The following is an 18,088-nucleotide window of genomic DNA, read 5'->3' on the forward strand; positions in this document are numbered from 1 at the left end:
CGCTCTGCACGCCCAAGGTCCGATCAAGACTCAGTCAAGGTTGTCCCAAGATCTCCGCAGATTCGCGGTTATCCAGTTAGGGCAGAAATAGGCTTTTCATTAGCAACATTTCGGCTTAGCAAAAGGCCCGGCTCATATCGCCGGGCCTTTCCAATGGGGGAACACAATGTCGAACTACGAAAGTCTTCTGGGTCCAGCGCCATCTGGCGGTGGGCCGGGCCCGAGGGGGCCTAAGAAGCCACGCGTTTCCACGTACATCGTCGCCGCCGTCACGGCACTTGCCGTTTCCGTCGCCCTCTTTATCGCGGGTGCCTCCGTGGTGCCGCGGACTATTGACTGGAACGTTCAGGCCGCTTCATCGGAGGGCGCGGCGTCGCCGGCCACAGCCTCGGCGAGCCCGACAGCGAAAGCCACGGTGACGCCGTCGTCCGCTCCCGCGGTCCAGGAGACGGGCGCCCCGCTGGACCCGGACAGCCCTTACCTGCTGGCGCAGGGCGCCAGCGTCACGGCTCCGAAGACGCAGCCTGCCTTCGCCACCAAGGCGATCGACCTGCTGGCCACCCTCCCGATCAAGGGCAGGGCACCCAAGACCGGCTATGACCGCGCACTGTTCGGGCAGGCCTGGGCCGACGTGGACCGCAACGGCTGCGACACCCGGAACGACACCCTCGAGCGCGACCTGACGGGCATTAAGTACACCAACAGCGTGCCCTGTAAGGTGCAGTCCGGAACCCTGGCGGACCCGTACACGGGCACCAGCATCAACTTCCTGCGCGGATCAGCAACAAGCAGCGCCGTGCAGATTGACCACGTGGTTGCGCTCAGTGACGCCTGGCAGAAGGGCGCCCAGCAGCTGACCACGGAACAGCGGACGGCCTTCGCCAACGATCCGCTGAACCTCCAGTCGACGGACGGTCCCACGAACATGAAAAAGGGCGACGGCGACGCCGCCACCTGGCTGCCGCCGAACAAGGGCTTCCGGTGCGAATACGTCGCCCGCCAGATTTCGGTGAAGGCAACGTACAGCCTGTGGGTCACCCAGGCGGAGCACGATGCCATGGCCAGGATCCTGGGCGACTGCGCCGGCCAGCTGGCGCCGACGAATGAGCAAGCGCCGGTTGCTGCCTCGCCGGCGCCGGAGCCTGCACCCGTGGTGGCGCCCGCTCCGGTGGCGCCCGCTCCCGCACCGGCCGTTGTGGTCCCGGCCCCGGCTCCAGCCGCTCCCGCTCCTGTAGTTCCGGTACCGGTTCCTGTTGCGCCGGCACCGGCCGCCGCCTACTACGCCAACTGCGCCGCCGCCAAGGCTGCAGGTGCCGCCCCGCTGTACGCCGGGTCAACGGGCTACCGCCCGGCGCTGGACCGTGACCGCGACGGCGTTGCCTGCGAAAGCTAGACCAGTTCCATCACTCCACAGATTCAAACTTTCCAAGGGGGAAAAATGAAGAAGACGTTGACACTAGTAGTGCTAGCCGGTCTCATGCTCACGGGATGCGGTGGCCAGAAATCGGCAGTGCAGCCGACAGAAACCGCAACCGCCGTTGCAGCGGTTGATGAAATCGTCACGGTTCCAGGCGTGCTGGGTCTGACCCTGGACAAGGCCACGGATCAGCTGAAAGATCTCGGGCTCAAGGTTGAGGCTGTGGACACCGTCGATGGCAAGAAGATCATTGTAGAGAAGAACTGGCAGGTGACATCCCAGGACCCCGCGGAAGGTGCGCAGGCGGCCAAGGGGGCAACCGTGAAGCTCGGCGTCAAGAGCCTTGAAAAGATTGCAGCCGAAAAGGCTGCGGCCGACAAGGCGGCGGCGGAAAAAGCTGCTGCGGACAAGGTTGCGGCTGACAAGGCGGCCGCGGAGAAGGCTGCCGCGGATGCGGCTGCTGCTGCCGCGAAGGCAGCCGCCGAACAGGCGGCTGCGCAGCAGGCCGTCCCGCAGGCTCCGGCTCAGGTTCCCGCTGCGCCCGCACCTGCGCCGGTAGCTCCGGCGCCCTCCTCTGTCCAGTACGCCAACTGCACCGCGGTGCGTGCAGCCGGAGCCGCACCGATTTATGCCGGTACGCCTGGTTATGGCAAGCATCTCGATCGCGACGGCGACGGCATCGGGTGCGATAAGTAGGATTCAGACGCCGAGAAGGCCGTGGGTACCTTCTTTTCCGGAGGTACCCACGGCTTTTCCCTTGTGTTCGACCGGTGTCAATGAACCGGGCTGACGCCCTGGCACCACGTAGGGTCGTGTGCATGTTCGAACTTGTTGCCCCGGATGCGTCCTTCTACCCGTCGTTTGCCGAGTCCCACCGCGAGTGGGGCGGCGCCCATCAGGACGGTGCCGGGCTGGTTGCAGATGACGACATCACCAGCCCTGAGGGGTTTGCTGCCTGGGTCCGAAGGCTGGCCGAAGCTGAACGGGCTCCCGCGACGGACGGCATTGTTCCGTGCACCTATCGGTGGATCACGGAGGGCTCCCGGTATGTGGGAGCGATTGCCTTCCGCCACTACCTCACCCCGGCCCTCCTGAACTCCGGCGGGCATATCGGATACGGGGTCCGGCCGTCCGATCGTGGGCGAGGGGCGGCGCCGTGGGCCCTGCAGGAAGTGTGTGCCCGTTTGGCTGCGCAGGGAGAGCCTGATCGGGTTCTTCTGACCTGCGATGATGCCAACACAGCGTCCGCCAGGACTATCGTGCGCTGTGGCGGCCTGCTCGAGGACGTGAGGATGGGCGCGAACGGACGGCATTTTCGGCGCTACTGGATAGATGTGGCGCGCTCTGAGCCAGCCGGGTTATGAGGACTCTCCCGGACGGTGCCGCGCCGGCAGCCCGAGGTAGCGCGGAACCTTTTCCGCGTAATCGGGGTAAGACCGTCCGAAGAGCTCGGCCAGTTTGACCTCTTCACCGAGGACGAAGTGATGCTCCACCAGCAATTCCGCCGGCAGCGTCGCGAGGACCCACGAGGAACCGGCCGAGGTTCCCGCTCCCAGCTGGATGAGCCACCAGCCCACATACATGGGATGGCGGGTGAAGGCGTAAGGGCCGCTGGTGACCAGTTCCTCCGGCCGCTCCAGTTCGAAGGGGCCGGCCGAACGGCGCCGCCGTTCGGCGACCGCCCAAACATTAAGGCCGACGCCGGCGAGCAGCAGTCCTGCGCCGGAAACTCGGTGGAGGGAACGGGAGCCGGGGAGCGGCCACGGACGGCGCCTGGCGAGGAGGGCATCCACGGCAAGTCCGGCAACGACGGGAATCGGCAGCGGAAGGTTGTCGTAGGCCCCCTTCAGCCGGGCGGCCAGCGAGGGTGCAAAGCGGTCCGTCACAGTGCCTCCCGTGGCTTGCCGGCGTCACCAACGGTACGGAAGAACGCCGTCGTATCTTCTGCCACCCGCTCCGGGCACTCCCACAGGACCACGTGCGCCACGTCGGGGTAGACCTTCAGGACCGCGCCGGGGATCCGTGCGGCCAGGGTTTCCTGGTCGCCGCGTGGCAGCAGGGCGTCCTCGGCGCCCCAGAGGATCAGCGTGGGGGCTTGGATGGTTCCCGATTCCGTGGGCGGTGTGGCTTCGCACAGGCCGTTGAGGATGGCTTTCCATACATGGGCGGGCATCCTGAGGCCGTCGCGCACGCGGTCCTCGATGAACCATGCGGGAACCTCGTGCAGCAGGGGAAACCAGGTGAGCGACTCCCGGACCCAGTCCGCGTCGAGCGGGTCGGTCAGGGCATCCACTTCATCGGCGAAGGCGGGCCGGCCCTGCAGGCTCAGGGGAGAGCCCGCCAGGACCAGAGCGGTGACGCGCTCCGGGGAGGTAACGGCCAGTTGTTGGGCCACGTAGCCGCCGCTGGAGGAGCCGACGACGAACGCCCGGGGAACGTTGAGGGCGTCCAGGATCGCTGCGGCGTCGTTGGCCTGTTCCGCCAGGGAGTAGCCGTCCTCCGGTTTGTCCGCCTCGCCCTGCCCGCGGAGGTCGGGGGCATAAACCCTGATTCCGGTCAGCAGGGGTAGGAGGCGGTCGAAGCTTCCGCGGGATTCGGCCCACGCGTGCAGCAGCAGCACCGGCGGTGCGTCGGCGTCGCCCTGAACAAGGCAGGGCACCCTGATACCGGTGCGGAGCCTGAGATCCCGGACGTCGGATTCCATAGCCTCAGGGTACGCCGGGCACGTCATGGCACAACGGCGTTAGCGTGCGCCCGGCTCCCCGCGCCGCACGTGCCTGTGGTGCAGTTCGTAGCTGTCGAACACATCGGAGGACGTGGTTCCTGAATGGCCGAATTTGCCGCGAAGGACGTCGGCGAGTCCGTCCAGCGCCGCGTGGAGCATCCTGCCGGCGAACTGGAGTTCAGGGCTTTCGCTGCGCTGGGCCTGGGATGCCAGCTCCTGGGCGTAGGCCACCGTGGCCGGCAGGGATCCGCGCTGCTCGACTTCACGGAAGTAGTAGGTTTCGTGGAACGCCAGAAGGTCGATGCTCACCGAAGCCACGTTTCCGGCCATGGACTCCAGCAGTCCGGCGGCATGCTTGGGGTCCAGGGACGAGACACCTGCAGGGCCTGCAGCCTCCCGGAACAGGTTCAGTTCGTGGGCGAGGGCCCGGCGGCGGTTCAGGGCCGGGTACGTCTGCAGGATCCAGGTGACCGTTGCTGTCAGCAGCCCGAAACCGGTCACGGCCTGGAGGGCCACAACCAGCCGGAGCACCGGATGCCCTGGCACGATTTCGCCGAACCCCACCGTGGAAAGAGTGACCAGTGAGATGTAAAGCGCTTCGGCAAAGTCGCCCCGCTGGGGAACCCCGGCGGCGTGGACAAAGCCGGCCGGCAGGTGGGGAAGATAGAGCAGGGCCCAGCCGACGGCCGCCAAGCCTGCCCAGGCGCCAATGACTGCGGCCATGGCCAAAGGTGCGGCGATGAAGGAGCCCCGGCCCCGCAGTTTTCTCGACACCAGCCAGAATCCGCGCATGATCGCCCGGCCCACAGGACCGGAACCGTGCGGATAAAGGAGCGTGCGGAAGACGTCAACGAGCATCAGCAGAACCAGCCCGGCCCCCAAAACCGTCCAGAGCGTGTCCTCGAAGTCCATGCCTCATCTTATGGGCGGCGCCCTGGTGCCTCGTCATGGCCACAGTGACAAAAAGGGGAACCCCGCAGTGCACAGGCACTGCGGGGTTCCTCGCTGGCTGAGGCCGGTTACTCGGAATCGGGTTTCTGTTCCCGGTCCCGGAGGTTCTTCTTGATCTCGTCGAACTTCTCCTTGATGACCCGTTCCGCCTCCGCGAGAGTCTTCCCGGCGGTGCTCAGGGGATCCAGCTGAACGTAGACGTCCTGGCCGACGGGCACGTCGTACTCGTCCTTCAGGTGGGTGCCGCCGCCCACTCCTTGAAGGGACAGGTACACCATGGCTTCCGTCCGGGCAATGCCGGAGAGTGTTCCGAAGACAACCGTGAAGTCGTTCGATTGAAAGCTCACCGTCTGGCCGATATGGCTGCGGTCCAGGTCACCGGCTGCCACCGGCTTCTCGGACGGACTTCCGCTGTATGTCATGAACTTCTCCTAATAGTCGAGGGACACGTACTCCAGCAGTCTATATACGGGGCCGGTGGAACTCAGGCGGTTTTCGCTTCCGGGCCGGCCCTCATCGTCAGAAGCAGCCAGACCGTCCGCGGGATCGGCCACAGGACGGCCAGTGCGAGCACCGGCCCCAGCGAGACGCCGACGTCGGGAAACTGGCGGACGATGACGGACAGGTGGGTGTCGAACCGCGCTGGGGCGTAGACGAGGCACAGCCACAGGGCAAACCCGTCGAGGGCGAGGGCCGCGGCGGCCCACGCCAGGGGAGTCCACCGCTTTCCGGCAGGGGGGTGTCTTCGCGATAGCAGGAACCGGAGCGCCAGCCACAGGCTCAGCAGTTCCGCCAGCAGGAGTGCGAGCGACACCGCCCAGCTGTATTGCTGCAGCCAGTCCTCGTGCACCACCGCAGGCACCGGGGGATGGCCGTGGAGAATCCGCAGGAGGTTGGTGTCGATTGCCTTCAGCCGTGAGGGGGCAGCGGTGTCATTGCCGTTGATGACCAGGGCCACGCCAAGACGGGCGGACGGAATCATGGCCAGGTAGGTGTGGCTGTTGCCCCACTCGCCCTGATGCTCCAGGAGAAGAGGCAGCGTTCCCTCGTGGACGGGCGGTGCTGCCGGATCAGCGGACTCCACAAGCGGCCGGGTGAACCAGCCCATGGCGTAGCGCTTGGATCCGTCCACCTGGACGCGTGGCTCGAACATCGCCTCAACGCTGTCGGACCGGAGGATCCGGGCGCCACCGTACCGGCCGTCGTCGAGCAGTGCCATCAGTTCGTGGCCCAGGTCCTGGGCTGACGAATACATCGTGGAGGACGGCATTCCGGTGGTGGGTGCGGGCACGTCGGTCTGGCGCCAGAACGCGCCGAACCACCGCGAGTAGCCGTCGGCGGCGTTGTCTGCGCGGGCAGCAGCCCGGGTCGGATGGCTGTTCGCCATGTCGAGCGGCCCGAAGACGTGCTGTTGCATGTAGTCCGCGAACGGCTGGCCGGAGACCGTCTGCACCAGGAGGCCCAGCATGTTGTAGTTGGCACTGGCATAGCCGAATGCTTCACCCGGGGTGCCGGCCAGCGGGGACTCCGACAGGGCCCGCACCCCTTCTTCGAGTGCCTCCGCGTCCTGGGCTTCGAAGGCTTCGAAGGCCGTGTCCTTCGAAGCCATGCCGCTGGCCTGGTGGAGCAGGTGGCGGACGGTGATGGCCGACGACCGGCTGTCTTTCAGCGTGAACCAGGGTAGGTAGGCCTGCACCGGTTCATCCAGCCGCAGTCTGCCGGCCTCAACCTGCTGCATCACGGCAATGGACGTGAGCGATTTGGTGGTTGAGGCCAGCAGGACGGGCGTCCGGGCGGTCATCGGCCGCCCCGAGTCATCGGCCCGGCCAAAAGCGGCCGAGTGCACCTGGCGTCCGTCGCGGACGACGGCGACGGCAGCGCCGGGAATCCCGAGGGTATCTATTTGCTCCCGCAGGAAGGAGTCCACCGCTGCGTAAGTACGCTCCGGATCCGCGGGTTCCGTGGCCGTCGTCCCGGCTGAGGCCGCTGCCGGGGGAGTGGCACCGCCGAGGATGCTTGCAAGGAGCAAGCACAGCAATGAGCAGCGCGACGTCCACCACACTGTCCGCATTCCTGCACCTGCTTAGGCTGACTGTTCCTTTACGGTAGGGCGTGGCCGGGTGGGGCACAATGCATGTCCTGGCGGATGCCTACAAGGGTTAGTTTGCAGCCGCCGTAACCGGCTCGCCGTCGCGTACAGCAGGGGTGCTGCGGCGGCGCCAGTAGGCGGCCAGGACCGCGCCGGAAACGTTGTGCCAGACGGAGAAGATGGCGCCGGGCAGGGCCGCTTCGGGAGTCAGGTACTGCCGTGCCAGCCCTGCTGCAAGGCCCGAGTTCTGCATGCCCACCTCGATCGCGGTGGTGCGCCGGGACGGAATCGGCAGCCGGAACAAACGGGCAGCAGCGTAACCGAGGGCATAGCCCGGGCGCCCCGGAAAAAACAAATTTTGCTAAAACGCTTGATCAATTCGGACGATGCCGCTAAATTCGTGTGATCAAACGCTTTAGCAGAATGGACATCAGCGCAGATGAAACGCTCAGTCTTCTTCCAGCCCGCCGATGGATGGGTTGGTGACCTCATCCCCTTCGAGAAGGACGGGGAGTTCTGGCTCTTCTACCTCCACGAAGTACGCTCGGACCCGAAACCCGGCACGTCATGGAACCTCGTCACCACCAAGGACCTCACGCAGTTCGAAGACCACGGAGTGGCCCTGCAGCACGGCACGGAGGACGATCTGGACTTCAACGCCTACACGGGCAGCGTCGTCGTCGATGAAACCGGCATCCACCACCTGTTCTACACCGGGCAGAACCCGCGCAACCTGGGAGCGGACGGGGCACCACTCCAACTGGTCATGCACGCCACGAGCACCGACGGAATGCAGACCTGGACCAAACATCCCGAACTCACCTTCGGCGCTCCTGACGGCTTCGAGTCCGGGGACTGGCGGGACCCCTTCGTGTTCCGGGATGACAGCAACGGCCGGTGGAGGATGCTGCTGGCGGCCCGGCACTCCACCGGACCGGAACGGCGCCGCGGCGTCATCGCCCAGTGCGTCTCCGCCGACCTGATGACCTGGGAGTATGCGGAACCGTTCTGGGATCCGCGCCGCTACATCACGCACGAATGCCCGGACGTCTTCTCCTGGGGCGGCTGGTGGTACATGGTCTACTCCGAGTTCTCCGAATCGTTTACCACCCGGTACCGCATGGCCAAGAGCCCCGACGGGCCGTGGACCGTCCCGGACCTGGACAGCATCGACGGCCGGGCTTTCTACGCCTCCAAAACCGCCGAACGGGACGGCCGCCGATTCTTCTTCGGATGGATCGCCAGCAAGGAAGGCAACACCGACCACGGCCCTTGGCAGTGGGCCGGCACAATGTCCGTGCTGGAAGCCCGCCAAAACCCGGACGGGACACTGGCTTTCGGCTTCGCCGACGAACTCGTGGACAGCTTCTGGGACGACGTCACCGTTTCACTGACGGGCGGACTGCCTACGCGACTGGACGCGCCGGACGGGTACACCGCCGTCGTATCCGACGACGAACTGCCCAGCCAGTTCTATGCCAAGGCAGTGTTGGACATCGGCCCCGACACCACCGAATGCGGGCTGCTGCTGCGCGCCAGCCAGGACGGAGACCACTCCTACATCCTGCGCCTGGAACCGAAACGCGGCCGGCTCGTCTTCGACCGCTGGCCACGGGCCATCACTGGGGACGCCCAGTGGCACGTGTCCGGGGACGTTCCGTTCGACGTCGAACTGGAGCGCGCCTGCAAGCTCGCCCCCGGCCCGCACACCCTGGAGGTGATCGTCGACGGCGACCTGTGCGTCGCCGTCGTGGACCGGCAGGTGGCGCTCAGCACCCGGATCTACGACTTGCCCGCGGGACGGATCGGGCTCTTCTCAGGCGAAGGATCCGCCACCGTCACCGACCTTGAGATACGTAAACGCACCGACAACTGAACATCACCCCCCCAACCACTGACCCAATCAAGGGAGATTGCCGCAATGAAGAAACTATTCCGTGCTGCCGCCGTCGCAGCCGCCGCAGCCCTGGCTTTGTCAGCCTGCGGCGGCGTAGGAGCCTCCAGCGACCCGGCCAATGTCAGCCCCACCGGGGAGATCAAACCCCGTGAAATTTCGTGGCTGCTGTCACGTCCGGCCGACGGGGCAGTCATCAACATCATGAAGAAGCTCGCTGACGACTATGCCAAGGACCACCCGGGCTTCGCGCTGAACCTCATCACCACCCCGGACCGCCCCTCCTACATCCAAAAGCTGGAGACCCTGGCTGCGGCCAACAAGCTCCCTGAGCTCTTCGACACGGACGCCACGCCCTTCGCGCAGCAGCTGGCAAAGCAGGGCAAGATGGTCGATGCAGGGAAGCTCCTGAAGTCGCTGGACATCTACGATGACTACCGGCCCGGGGCACTGGACTACCAGCGATTCGACGACGGCTCCTTGTACATGATCCCGTTCCAGTTCGAGCTGGAGTATTTCTGGTACAACAAGGCACTGCTGGAAAAGGCCGGCGTCACGGTGCCGAAGTCCCTCGATGACATCCCGGCTTTGTGCACCGCGCTGCGCACTGCGGGAATCACTCCGATTGCCATTGACGGACAGGACCAGTGGCCGCTGGAACGCTATGTGGCCTATCAGCCGTTCCGGGAAGCCGGTCCGGACTTCGTCCAGAAGCTGAAGAAGGGTGAGGCGAAGTTCTCCGATCCTGCCGGGCAGAAGACCGTGAGGTGGATGGCCGAGCTGGGTAAGGCCAAGTGCTTCCAGGACGGCTTCTCCGCCCAGGGCTACTCCGACGCGCAGAACCAGTTCACGTCCGGCCAGGCGGCGATGTACAACATCGGCACCTGGGAGCTGCCAAGCCTGGCCACCGACAAATTGAACGCCGAGGTCCGGGACGACGTCGACTTCTTCACCCTGCCAACGACAGACGGTTCGGTGACGGCGGCCAACGAATTCGTCTCCCCATCCGGCATCGGAATGGCCGTCAACTCCAAGACCTACGATCCGCTGGTGAGCGACTTCCTGAAGTTTGCCTTGGCAAAGTACCCCGCCGAGTACGCGGCCACCGGTGCCCTCTCACCCACCACGAATGTGCAGACCACGGTCCCGGCCAACGCCACCCCGCTGTACAAGAAGGCACTGGAAACGGCGGACACCCTCGGGGCAAAGCAGGCCATGCCGTGGGACACCCAGCTGGACCCCACCACCAACGGCAGGCTCCAGCAGGAACTGGTGCTCCTGGTGCAGGGCAACATTACGCCGGAGCAATTCACCAGCACGATGGACAACGCCATCAAGCAGAACGCCCCCAAGTTCTTCAAGTAAACCGCAGTGGCGGGGGACCGGAAGGTCCCCCGCCCGAAAGGCCAAGCCATGCTTCCCAACAGGTCACGGACCTCAGTCCTGGTCTTCCTGCTTCCACCATTGCTGCTGTACTGCGCAGCCGTGCTCTTCCCGATCCTTCAGTCGTTCTTCCTCAGCTTCTTCTCCTGGAACGGCATCAGCGACATGGAGTTCGTCGGACTGGATAACTACGTCCGGATGCTCACCGCCGATGACATCTTCTGGCGCTCGTTCTTCAACGCGCTCCTCTACCTGGCCATCTGCCTGGTCCTGCAGCTCGGCGGCGCCCTGGTCGTCGCCAGCCTGCTCACGTCCCTGCGCCGGGGACGGGAGCTCATCAAGACCCTCTACCTGCTGCCTGCCGTGATCTCCACAGTGGCCATCGCATTCCTCTTCGTGCGCATCTACTCCATCGACCCCGTCGGACTGCTCAACCAGCTGCTGCACTGGATCGGGCTCGGCAACCTGGAACGCGCCTGGCTGTCCGACGTCAACACGGTACTTGCTGCGGTCTCCGCTCCCGAGGGCTGGCGGTTCACCGGGCTGTACATGCTCATCATCTACGCCGCGCTGATAGCCGTGCCCAAGGAGTTGGAAGAAGCTGCGGTGCTGGACGGCGCCTCGAAGTGGACGCTCTTCACGAAGATCCGCTTCCCGTACATCCGGCCGGTGTGGATCACGACGACGATCATGGCCACCACCTACGGCCTGCGCGGCTTCGACATCCCTTACCTCATGACCAACGGCGGCCCCGGCCAATCCTCGGAACTGCTCACCACGTACATGTACAAAACAGCGTTCACCAGCACCGACTTCGGGTACGCCAGCACTATCTCCGTGTTCATCGTGATCGAGTGCCTGGTCGCCGTCGGCCTCATCCTGTTCATGCTCAAGCGGAAGGCAGACTCATGATCACCCAAACAGCCCCGGCTGCTCCACCCGCCGCCCGGCCCCCGAAGCCCGCCATCACAAGGCGACGCCGGAAGCCCAGCCTGTACCGGACCCTGTCGCGGGTGCTGATCATGCTGATCGTCATCGTCCAGGTCTACCCGCTCGCCTGGCTGTTCCTGACCAGCCTCCGCACCGAGCACGACTTCGCCACCGGTGACCCGTTTGCACTGCCGAGCTCGCTGACGTGGGAGAACTACGCGCGCGCGTTCGAAACGGGCGACCTCGGCAGGTACATCCTGAACAGCTTCATCGTCACCATGGGTGCCAACGTCCTGATCGTCCTGTTTGGCATGATGGCCGCCTACGCCATCCAGGTCCTGGGTTTCCGCCTGAGCAAGTTTGTCCGCGGGCTGTTCCTGATCGGAATCATCGTTCCTGTCCAGATCGCCCTGGTCCCGCTGTTCATCGATTACTCAACAGTGAACCTGCTGGACACTTACCAGTCGATGATCATCCCGCTGGCCGGCTTCGCGCTGCCCATGTCCATCTACCTGTTCTCATCATTCTTCGAATACATCCCGCGGGAAACCTACGAGGCCGCCTCCCTTGACGGCGCCGGCCCGTACCGGATCTTCGGGCTGATTACGCTGCCGCTGTCGCTGAATACAGTGGTCACCGTGGTGCTGGTCAACAGCATCTTCATCTGGAATGACTTCATCTTCGCGAACACGTTCGTCCTCTCCGAAGACCTGAAAACAATCCCCCTGGGCCTGCAGAACTACATCGGCGCCATGGGCAAGGTGGATTGGACTGCCACCTTCGCTGCTGTGTGCGTCACCATCACGCCCCTGCTCCTGGTTTTCCTGGTCCTGAACAAGGCCATGATCCAGGGCTTGGAAAGCGGGGCGACGAAGGGATGACGGCCATGGCGGATGGATATACTCCTGATGGAGGACAGATGATTTCGCAGGAGAAAAATTCAGGCAGCGCGGCCACCCCCGACGTTCCTGTGAGGAAAAGCCGTGCCCAGCCGGTGACTCTCCGCGAAGTGGCTGAAGCAGCCGGTGTGTCCACTGCCACGGTGTCGCTGGTGATCAACAAGAAGAAGAACGCCCGCATTGCGGAGCAGACGCGCCAGCGCGTCAAGGATGCGATCCGGCAGCTCGGGTACCGCCCCAACGCCATGGCGAAGACGCTGGTCAGCGGCACCTCACGGTTCATCGGGCTCGTGGCAGACGGCGTGGCCACCACCCCGTTCGCAGGTCAGATCATCCACGGGGCGCAGGACGAAGCCTGGAAACACGGCTACGCGCTGCTGATCGCCAACACCGAGGGAAACCGCGACCTGGAAACGGACGCGATCGCCATGATGCTGGAATACAAGGTGCGCGGCATCCTGTACTCGACCTGGTTCCACCGTCCCACTGTCGTCCCCGAAACGCTGCGCGAGGCGGACTTCGTCTTAGTCAACTGCTTCTCGCCGGAGCCCGGCGCTGCCCGTGCTGTTGTACCCGACGAAGAGCAAGGCGGGAAGTCCGCGACGGAAATCCTGCTCCGCGGCGGCCACCGGCGCATCGCCTTTATCAACGCCACCACCCCCGCGCCCGCCAGGGACGGACGGCTCCAGGGCTACAAGGACGCGCTGGAAGCTGCCGGGATTCCGTTCGACCCGGAGTTGGTGCTGGAAGCCTATCCGGATCAGGAAGGCGGATACGGAGCCACCGAAGAGTTGCTCAAGCGCAACGTCGCCGCTGTGTACTGCTACAACGACCGGATGGCCATGGGACTTTACGACGGCCTGCGGGAAAACGGGCTCTCCATTCCGGATGACATGGCCGTTGTGGGTTTCGACAACCAGGAAGTTATCGCCGCCCATCTCCGGCCTCCGCTGTCCACAGTGTCCCTGCCCCATTACGAGCTCGGGGCGGCGGGAGTGCGCATGCTGCTGGGCCTGGACGACGCCCCCGACGACGCCGCGGTGAAGATCATGTGCCCCGCCGTTGAACGGGCATCCGTGGCGGTGCACTTGCCGGCGTAGGTTTCTGGGCGCCGGGTACGGCGCAGAGGGATAGAAGTACGACGTCGGCACCTTGGTTGGGCGGCGAGTTCACCTTGGCCCGCCCACGCTAATTTTGACCCGCGGCCAGGACTTCCTTGACCCGGGTTAGGTAGGGCCTCATTAGGGTTTCCCACCAATCCTCGGGGGTCTCTGTGAGCACGGCATTTGCTGGGAGTTCCATGACGGTCCCAACCGTGAGGACGCACCCGGTTGACGTCGGTTTAAGGCGGTACGTGGAGCGGGTATTCGTCTCGCCCGGCGATATAGGCCTCGTTGTTGCCCACCACGGGCTCTCTTCACCGATGACCTCGATGATGGAAACCGAACCGTCTCGGTCGATGAAGCACTGCTGTTCCCCGACGCCAGCAGGTGTCCCCGGCACTGTGAAGGCCCGCTGCGCGTCAGAGAGCAATACGGCGCTCTCGGCCGGCCGGATCAGCGACCAGACCGTCTGGGCATCGTGTTCGTAAGTTTCAGAGGCGTGCGCGCTGTAGGTTTTGGTGCGCCCGGCGGCGACAACGGGTACATCACTTTGGGCAGCCTGCACGGCCCGCTTGTGTCGGCGGTTGATTACGGCGGAAGCGATGAGGAGTGTCGCCAACATGGCGGTTGCGGCCAAAATGATGCCGAGCCCTAGCTCCGGCTTGCCGGAGTAGCTGATCACTGAGGCAAGCACGGCGATGGCCAGATAGCCGGCAGCGAAGAGGATGTTGTGGAGGACTTTGACGAGCGTGATCACTTGGTCATTATGAACTGGGCCCGCCTTTGGCTCGGAGAGGCCGCTACCGCGTGGCGGAGTCCGGCGCCGAACCCGCCGGAGCTGCCACGACTGCCGGCCGCTTCCACAGCGCCACCGCGAGGACTGCCACCCAGAGCAGGAACGCACCAATGCTGATTCTTTCGCCGATGCCCAGCACGAGGTCCGGTCCCGGGGCCGCTGCGAATGCAACCATGCCCATCACCGCGGAAGCCGCGAGCGAGACGATCGAATACGCGCGCATCCGGCCGTGGAATCCCGCAGCCACGAAACACATTGCCGAGACCATGAGGGCGAGCTGGACGTTGGTGGCGAGGATATGCATGGGAATGGAAGCATCGTCCCCCAGCGTCAGGGGGTAGAGGGCGCCCATGATGTTCCACAGCCCGTACCCGGTGAGCAGGCCGCCGGCGATGCGCAGGGCACGGTTGCCGCGCGCGGAGTTCCAGACGCCCACGCCGAACGCTGTGAACAGCACCGTGTAGAGCCATGTGAACGGGACGAGGACGTCCCGGCCGGGGGAGCCGACGGCGAACAGTTCGCTCACCATCTGTTCGGTGCGGCGGTATCCGTCCCATTGGGATGCTGCCACCACGTCGGTGGCAACCACGTACAGCAGCGAAGACAGCGGTCCTGCGGTGAGAAGAGCCTTGCGGGCAGTGTCATGGCGCTGGCTTCCCTGCGTCGCGGCCCGCCTGCGCAGCGGGAGCCCGTGCTTGTCGATTGACATGTCCGGATGTCCTCAGAGCCGCGGTCTGGCAAAGGCTCGGTGCAGGGGCCCGCGGGCATCCGCCCCAGCGCCTATCTGTTCTAAGCTTTGGGCCGGTTGCCGCAGGTTGATAGGGCCGAACGGCCTTGCCTCGCACCCGTAACTGCCGCGGCATGCTCGGGATGCCTGGGATAGGCTCCCTTGGGACCTGAACAGGCATTGCTTGGGACCGGAACACGCATCAACTGCAAAGGGTGGGGAATACCTTGGATCTGCTGGGCGGCCTGAGCCGCGACGAACTCCGCAACTTTTCCTGGGCTGCGGCCATAGTCTTCGCGTTTGTGGCCGGCCTCTGGCGTTGGCGCAGGCTTCATTGGACTGCGCTTGGAGCCGTCCTGCTCTTCGCGGCCCTCAACGCGGGTGCAGGGATCTACGTCCTGAACACTTTCCGTGATTCGCGCTGGTCGGCGGGAGGAGAACCGCCGTTGAGCGCTCCGTCGTTTTCCGAGACGCCTATCGTGGGGCAGTACTTTGGCCCCCTGGACTCCGCCCTGCAGGGAATGGTCGGCGGGGTGAACGATTTCCTGGCATTCAAGCAGGCACTTCCCGTAGCGCTGGACTTCCTTGCCGTGTCCGGCTGGGCCCTGCTGCTCTCGTTCCCGCTTGCCGTTCTCGCGGCCGTCATCAGTTTTGCCATGGCCAGGCGCCGGGCGGCTGACTTCGAAAAATACCGTGCCACCGTTGACCTGCTCAAAGATGAGCTTGAGCAGGTCAAGCGGCAGATTTCTGCAGCGTCGGTTAGCCGCCACCGCACACCTGTATCCTGACAATGCAGGTTGAATGGCTCCAGCGGCCATCAACCCAGCTCGGTTCGCGGCCGGATGACGGTCCGGAATCCTGGGCCGTCGCCTTCCACGTCGTGGATCACCGCCGCAATCGTCAGTCGCCGATCGGCTCCTCTGACGCTTGGAACGGACCTTTATCACTACCGACACGCCAGCTCCCGTGGGAATCCCGACGCCTGTCCTCAAGCCCTCACGCGGAGCTGCGGTGGATGACCCCGCCGTCGTGACCTGGGTTGAGGCCGGCGAGAGCATGACCGCGCGGTGGCGTTCGGCGAACGGCAGACCGGTGCCGACGCGCGTCGAGGTGGTCTCCGACTCTCTCACGGCCGATGATGCGAATCGGATGGCGTCACAGGGGATCGCGATGCTCTGGCACGGTGACTTCCACAACGCACGGCAGATCCTCAACGCCTTGGATCGGCGGATGGGCGCCGGAAAGAGGACCGCAGGAACTCCGGCCGATCAGTTCTATCGGCACCGCCAGTCCCGCTCGCACCGTGCACGTGTTCTCGGCCTCCTGCTGGTTCCACTTGATCCGGGCCCGGTGGTGCCGCTGCGCCGCGCCCCGGACGTCCGGCAGGCGGCCGCTGAAGCGTACGGTGACATCGGCGAATCCTCCGTTGTATCCCTGCATGAGCTTGTCGGGGCCATCGGCGCCCACGAGTGGCGGCGTAATGGCGTCTACGTCGATGCCCTGCAGGGCCGCATCCACCCGCACTACGGCACATTCTTCCCCACCCGGAGTGAGTATGTGGATCTCGTCGCCGCGGCTGCGCTGCCCTCTGAGACGCTGGCGTTCGACGTCGGAACCGGCACCGGTGTGCTCGCTGCCGTCCTCGCGCGCCGCGGCGTCCGCCGCGTGGTGGCTACCGACAATGAACCGCGTGCCATCGCCTGCGCCGCTGAGAATTTCCGGAACCTCGGTGTCCTGGACCGTGCTGAGGCCGTCCTGACGGACATGTTCCCGCCCGGACGGGCGCCGCTCATCGTGTGCAACCCGCCCTGGATTCCGGCCACACCGCATTCCAGCCTGGACAGCGCAGTCTACGACCCCGGAAGCAGAATGCTGTTCCGCTTCCTGAACGGACTCTCCGACCACCTTGAGCCGGGCGGGGAGGGCTGGCTGGTCCTCTCGGACCTGGCCGAGCACCTTGGCCTGCGGTCGCGTGAGGATCTGCTGGCCGCCATCGAGGCGGCCGGGCTGAAGGTGGTGGAACGGCTCGACACCAAGCCAACACATCCGAAGGCCTCGGACCGCGACGATCCTCTGTTCGAGGCGCGCACGGCCGAGGTCACGTCCCTGTGGCGGCTTGTTCCCCGCTAGTCACAGCCTTCCGCCGTCGGGAATCACGACGGCGGCCAGTTCGTGGCGCCCGGTCCGTCGAACATCGCGCTGGTGCTGCTCTGGGGTACGACGACGTGGACGGCGTTGCGCTGGACGGTGAAGTCGGCGGGCGTGGAGGTGGCGATTTCGCCGTCGAGGTTCACCGGCAGCGGCTGCTCGGTGACCAGCCGGACGCTTCGGCTGGTCAGGTGGTACACCTTGTCGTGTTCGATGAAGCTGCCGTCCTTAAGTAACCGCGCGATGCTCACGTGCTCCCGGAGCGGCCCCGCAAGGATGGCGTAGATGTCCAGGAGGTGGTCGTCGATCCCTGCGGTGGGGGAGACCGTGTTGCCGCCGCCGTAGTGCCGGCCGTTGCCGACCGCTACCTGAAGCAGGTTGTCCAGTTCCAGCGGTTCGTGGTCCCCTTCCGGGAACTCGAGGCGGGCCCGGAACGGCTTGTGCCGGGCATAGGCCCGAAGCGTGGCGACGCTGTACGCCAAGGGCCCGACGTACCGCTTCAGGCGGGGGCTCAGAGCCTCCGTCACGGCCACGGACAGGCCCACGGACGCGACGTTGAGGAATGGTTCACCGTTGGCCCGGCCGAGGTCGATGTCCACCACCTTCCCGTCGGCGATGGTGGCGCACGCCTCCGAAAGATTGCTCGGTATCTCCAGCGTGCGGGCGAAGTCGTTGGCGGTGCCCAGCGGAAGAACGCCGAGCACAACGTTGGTGCCGGCAACCCGGCCGGCGGCGTAGGACACCGTCCCGTCGCCGCCGCCGACAACCACCAGGTCGTGCCCGTCTGCCAGCACCTGGTCAAGCGTCCCGGCCAGGTCTGCCCCGGACAGCACGTGGTGCACGTCGGAGATCGGCAGGCCTGCCTTGCGCATCGTGTCCACGGCAAGTTCGTGTGCCGCCCCTCGGCGGGATCCGGCGTTGATGACGACGGCGGCGGAGCGGGCGTCCCGGGCAGCTTTCATGTGGGCCATGTTAGGGCGCGGACCTGTGGGTTTCCTATGGCGCCGGCGCCGATCTACTCATTTG

Annotated in this window: 18 protein-coding genes and 1 pseudogene; 10 read left to right on the top strand and 9 right to left on the bottom strand. The window is 65.2% G+C overall.

Features of this window, described 5'->3' with window-relative positions:
* Window positions 1-166 precede the first annotated feature (166 nt).
* The 3 genes from RW112_RS18460 (at window position 167) to RW112_RS18470 (ending at window position 2,781) form a co-directional block, all read left to right on the top strand.
* Complete coding sequence (locus RW112_RS18460; protein WP_317783147.1) at window positions 167-1,393, top strand: DUF1524 domain-containing protein; 1,227 nt, start codon at window positions 167-169, stop codon at window positions 1,391-1,393.
* 117 nt (window positions 1,394-1,510) lie between these two features.
* Window positions 1,511-2,113 carry an excalibur calcium-binding domain-containing protein gene (locus tag RW112_RS18465; protein WP_317783148.1) on the top strand — a complete coding sequence of 201 codons (603 nt, stop codon included), beginning with the start codon at window positions 1,511-1,513 and terminating at the stop codon, window positions 2,111-2,113.
* Window positions 2,114-2,235: 122 nt separating this feature from the next.
* Window positions 2,236-2,781 carry a GNAT family N-acetyltransferase gene (locus RW112_RS18470; protein ID WP_317783149.1) on the top strand — a complete coding sequence of 182 codons (546 nt, stop codon included), beginning with the start codon at window positions 2,236-2,238 and terminating at the stop codon, window positions 2,779-2,781.
* On the opposite strand, the gene RW112_RS18475 is transcribed toward RW112_RS18470, so the two are convergent.
* From RW112_RS18475 to RW112_RS18500, 6 genes and pseudogenes are all read right to left on the bottom strand, one after another.
* Complete coding sequence (locus tag RW112_RS18475; protein WP_317783150.1) at window positions 2,776-3,303, bottom strand: isoprenylcysteine carboxylmethyltransferase family protein; 528 nt, start codon at window positions 3,301-3,303, stop codon at window positions 2,776-2,778. The genes RW112_RS18470 and RW112_RS18475 overlap by 6 nt on opposite strands.
* The gene (locus tag RW112_RS18480; RefSeq protein ID WP_317783151.1) at window positions 3,300-4,121 is read right to left on the bottom strand and encodes an alpha/beta hydrolase; all 822 of its coding nucleotides are present in this window, start codon (window positions 4,119-4,121) and stop codon (window positions 3,300-3,302) included. Before RW112_RS18480 ends, RW112_RS18475 begins: the two co-directional genes overlap by 4 nt.
* Before the next feature lie 39 nt (window positions 4,122-4,160).
* Window positions 4,161-5,054 (bottom strand): potassium channel family protein, encoded by an 894-nt coding sequence (locus tag RW112_RS18485; RefSeq protein WP_317783152.1) that lies wholly within the window; start codon window positions 5,052-5,054, stop codon window positions 4,161-4,163.
* Window positions 5,055-5,161: 107 nt separating this feature from the next.
* Window positions 5,162-5,515 carry a hypothetical protein gene (locus RW112_RS18490; protein WP_305940016.1) on the bottom strand — a complete coding sequence of 118 codons (354 nt, stop codon included), beginning with the start codon at window positions 5,513-5,515 and terminating at the stop codon, window positions 5,162-5,164.
* 62 nt (window positions 5,516-5,577) lie between these two features.
* Window positions 5,578-7,164 carry a serine hydrolase domain-containing protein gene (locus RW112_RS18495; RefSeq protein ID WP_317783153.1) on the bottom strand — a complete coding sequence of 529 codons (1,587 nt, stop codon included), beginning with the start codon at window positions 7,162-7,164 and terminating at the stop codon, window positions 5,578-5,580.
* Window positions 7,165-7,252: 88 nt separating this feature from the next.
* Window positions 7,253-7,516, bottom strand: a pseudogene (locus RW112_RS18500) (bile acid:sodium symporter family protein); the annotation flags it as partial.
* A gap of 105 nt (window positions 7,517-7,621) precedes the next feature.
* Between RW112_RS18500 and RW112_RS18505 the strand changes: the two are divergent.
* The 5 genes from RW112_RS18505 to RW112_RS18525 are packed head-to-tail and all read left to right on the top strand — an operon-like array spanning window position 7,622 to window position 13,388.
* Window positions 7,622-9,058 carry a GH32 C-terminal domain-containing protein gene (locus RW112_RS18505; protein ID WP_317783154.1) on the top strand — a complete coding sequence of 479 codons (1,437 nt, stop codon included), beginning with the start codon at window positions 7,622-7,624 and terminating at the stop codon, window positions 9,056-9,058.
* Between the two features lie 45 nt (window positions 9,059-9,103).
* Window positions 9,104-10,441: an ABC transporter substrate-binding protein gene (locus RW112_RS18510; RefSeq protein WP_317783155.1), complete on the top strand. Its 1,338-nt coding sequence runs from the start codon at window positions 9,104-9,106 to the stop codon at window positions 10,439-10,441.
* Between the two features lie 48 nt (window positions 10,442-10,489).
* Window positions 10,490-11,371, top strand: a complete 882-nt coding sequence (locus RW112_RS18515; RefSeq protein ID WP_317783156.1) for a sugar ABC transporter permease — start codon at window positions 10,490-10,492, stop codon at window positions 11,369-11,371.
* Window positions 11,368-12,270, top strand: a complete 903-nt coding sequence (locus RW112_RS18520; RefSeq protein WP_317783157.1) for a carbohydrate ABC transporter permease — start codon at window positions 11,368-11,370, stop codon at window positions 12,268-12,270. Before RW112_RS18515 ends, RW112_RS18520 begins: the two co-directional genes overlap by 4 nt.
* Before the next feature lie 38 nt (window positions 12,271-12,308).
* Window positions 12,309-13,388, top strand: coding sequence for a LacI family DNA-binding transcriptional regulator (locus RW112_RS18525; protein ID WP_317783158.1), 1,080 nt, complete (start codon window positions 12,309-12,311; stop codon window positions 13,386-13,388).
* Between the two features lie 88 nt (window positions 13,389-13,476).
* On the opposite strand, the gene RW112_RS18530 is transcribed toward RW112_RS18525, so the two are convergent.
* Together RW112_RS18530 and RW112_RS18535 are read right to left on the bottom strand one after the other, a co-directional pair.
* A complete protein-coding gene (locus tag RW112_RS18530) occupies window positions 13,477-14,148 on the bottom strand; it encodes a hypothetical protein (RefSeq protein WP_317783159.1) in 672 nt (223 codons plus the stop codon).
* Window positions 14,149-14,191: 43 nt separating this feature from the next.
* Window positions 14,192-14,896, bottom strand: coding sequence for a DUF998 domain-containing protein (locus tag RW112_RS18535; RefSeq protein WP_317783160.1), 705 nt, complete (start codon window positions 14,894-14,896; stop codon window positions 14,192-14,194).
* Between the two features lie 233 nt (window positions 14,897-15,129).
* Here RW112_RS18535 and RW112_RS18540 point away from each other — a divergent pair, with 233 nt between their 5' ends.
* Both RW112_RS18540 and RW112_RS18545 read left to right on the top strand, forming a co-directional pair.
* Entirely contained in the window at window positions 15,130-15,702 is a 573-nt protein-coding gene (locus RW112_RS18540) for a hypothetical protein (protein ID WP_317783161.1), read from the top strand.
* A gap of 268 nt (window positions 15,703-15,970) precedes the next feature.
* Window positions 15,971-17,044 (top strand): methyltransferase, encoded by a 1,074-nt coding sequence (locus RW112_RS18545; RefSeq protein WP_411709940.1) that lies wholly within the window; start codon window positions 15,971-15,973, stop codon window positions 17,042-17,044.
* A gap of 23 nt (window positions 17,045-17,067) precedes the next feature.
* On the opposite strand, the gene RW112_RS18550 is transcribed toward RW112_RS18545, so the two are convergent.
* The gene (locus RW112_RS18550; protein ID WP_317783163.1) at window positions 17,068-18,024 is read right to left on the bottom strand and encodes a lipid kinase; all 957 of its coding nucleotides are present in this window, start codon (window positions 18,022-18,024) and stop codon (window positions 17,068-17,070) included.
* Window positions 18,025-18,088: the final 64 nt, after the last annotated feature.

The organism is Arthrobacter sp. B10-11 (assembly GCF_033142195.1).
In the GTDB taxonomy this organism is placed as follows: domain Bacteria; phylum Actinomycetota; class Actinomycetes; order Actinomycetales; family Micrococcaceae; genus Arthrobacter; species Arthrobacter oryzae_C.

Bases quoted from the DNA above. Each gene is read 5' to 3' on its own strand.
- RW112_RS18545 (WP_411709940.1), top strand. From the start codon at position 15,971: ATGACCGCGCGGTGGCGTTCGGCGAACGGCAGACCGGTGCCGACGCGC.
- RW112_RS18485 (WP_317783152.1), bottom strand. From the start codon at position 5,054: ATGGACTTCGAGGACACGCTCTGGACGGTTTTGGGGGCCGGGCTGGTT.
- RW112_RS18525 (WP_317783158.1), top strand. From the start codon at position 12,309: ATGATTTCGCAGGAGAAAAATTCAGGCAGCGCGGCCACCCCCGACGTT.
- RW112_RS18550 (WP_317783163.1), bottom strand. From the start codon at position 18,024: ATGAAAGCTGCCCGGGACGCCCGCTCCGCCGCCGTCGTCATCAACGCC.
- RW112_RS18495 (WP_317783153.1), bottom strand. From the start codon at position 7,164: ATGCGGACAGTGTGGTGGACGTCGCGCTGCTCATTGCTGTGCTTGCTC.
- RW112_RS18460 (WP_317783147.1), top strand. From the start codon at position 167: ATGTCGAACTACGAAAGTCTTCTGGGTCCAGCGCCATCTGGCGGTGGG.
- RW112_RS18515 (WP_317783156.1), top strand. From the start codon at position 10,490: ATGCTTCCCAACAGGTCACGGACCTCAGTCCTGGTCTTCCTGCTTCCA.
- RW112_RS18510 (WP_317783155.1), top strand. From the start codon at position 9,104: ATGAAGAAACTATTCCGTGCTGCCGCCGTCGCAGCCGCCGCAGCCCTG.
- RW112_RS18490 (WP_305940016.1), bottom strand. From the start codon at position 5,515: ATGACATACAGCGGAAGTCCGTCCGAGAAGCCGGTGGCAGCCGGTGAC.
- RW112_RS18505 (WP_317783154.1), top strand. From the start codon at position 7,622: ATGAAACGCTCAGTCTTCTTCCAGCCCGCCGATGGATGGGTTGGTGAC.
- RW112_RS18470 (WP_317783149.1), top strand. From the start codon at position 2,236: ATGTTCGAACTTGTTGCCCCGGATGCGTCCTTCTACCCGTCGTTTGCC.
- RW112_RS18480 (WP_317783151.1), bottom strand. From the start codon at position 4,121: ATGGAATCCGACGTCCGGGATCTCAGGCTCCGCACCGGTATCAGGGTG.
- RW112_RS18535 (WP_317783160.1), bottom strand. From the start codon at position 14,896: ATGTCAATCGACAAGCACGGGCTCCCGCTGCGCAGGCGGGCCGCGACG.
- RW112_RS18520 (WP_317783157.1), top strand. From the start codon at position 11,368: ATGATCACCCAAACAGCCCCGGCTGCTCCACCCGCCGCCCGGCCCCCG.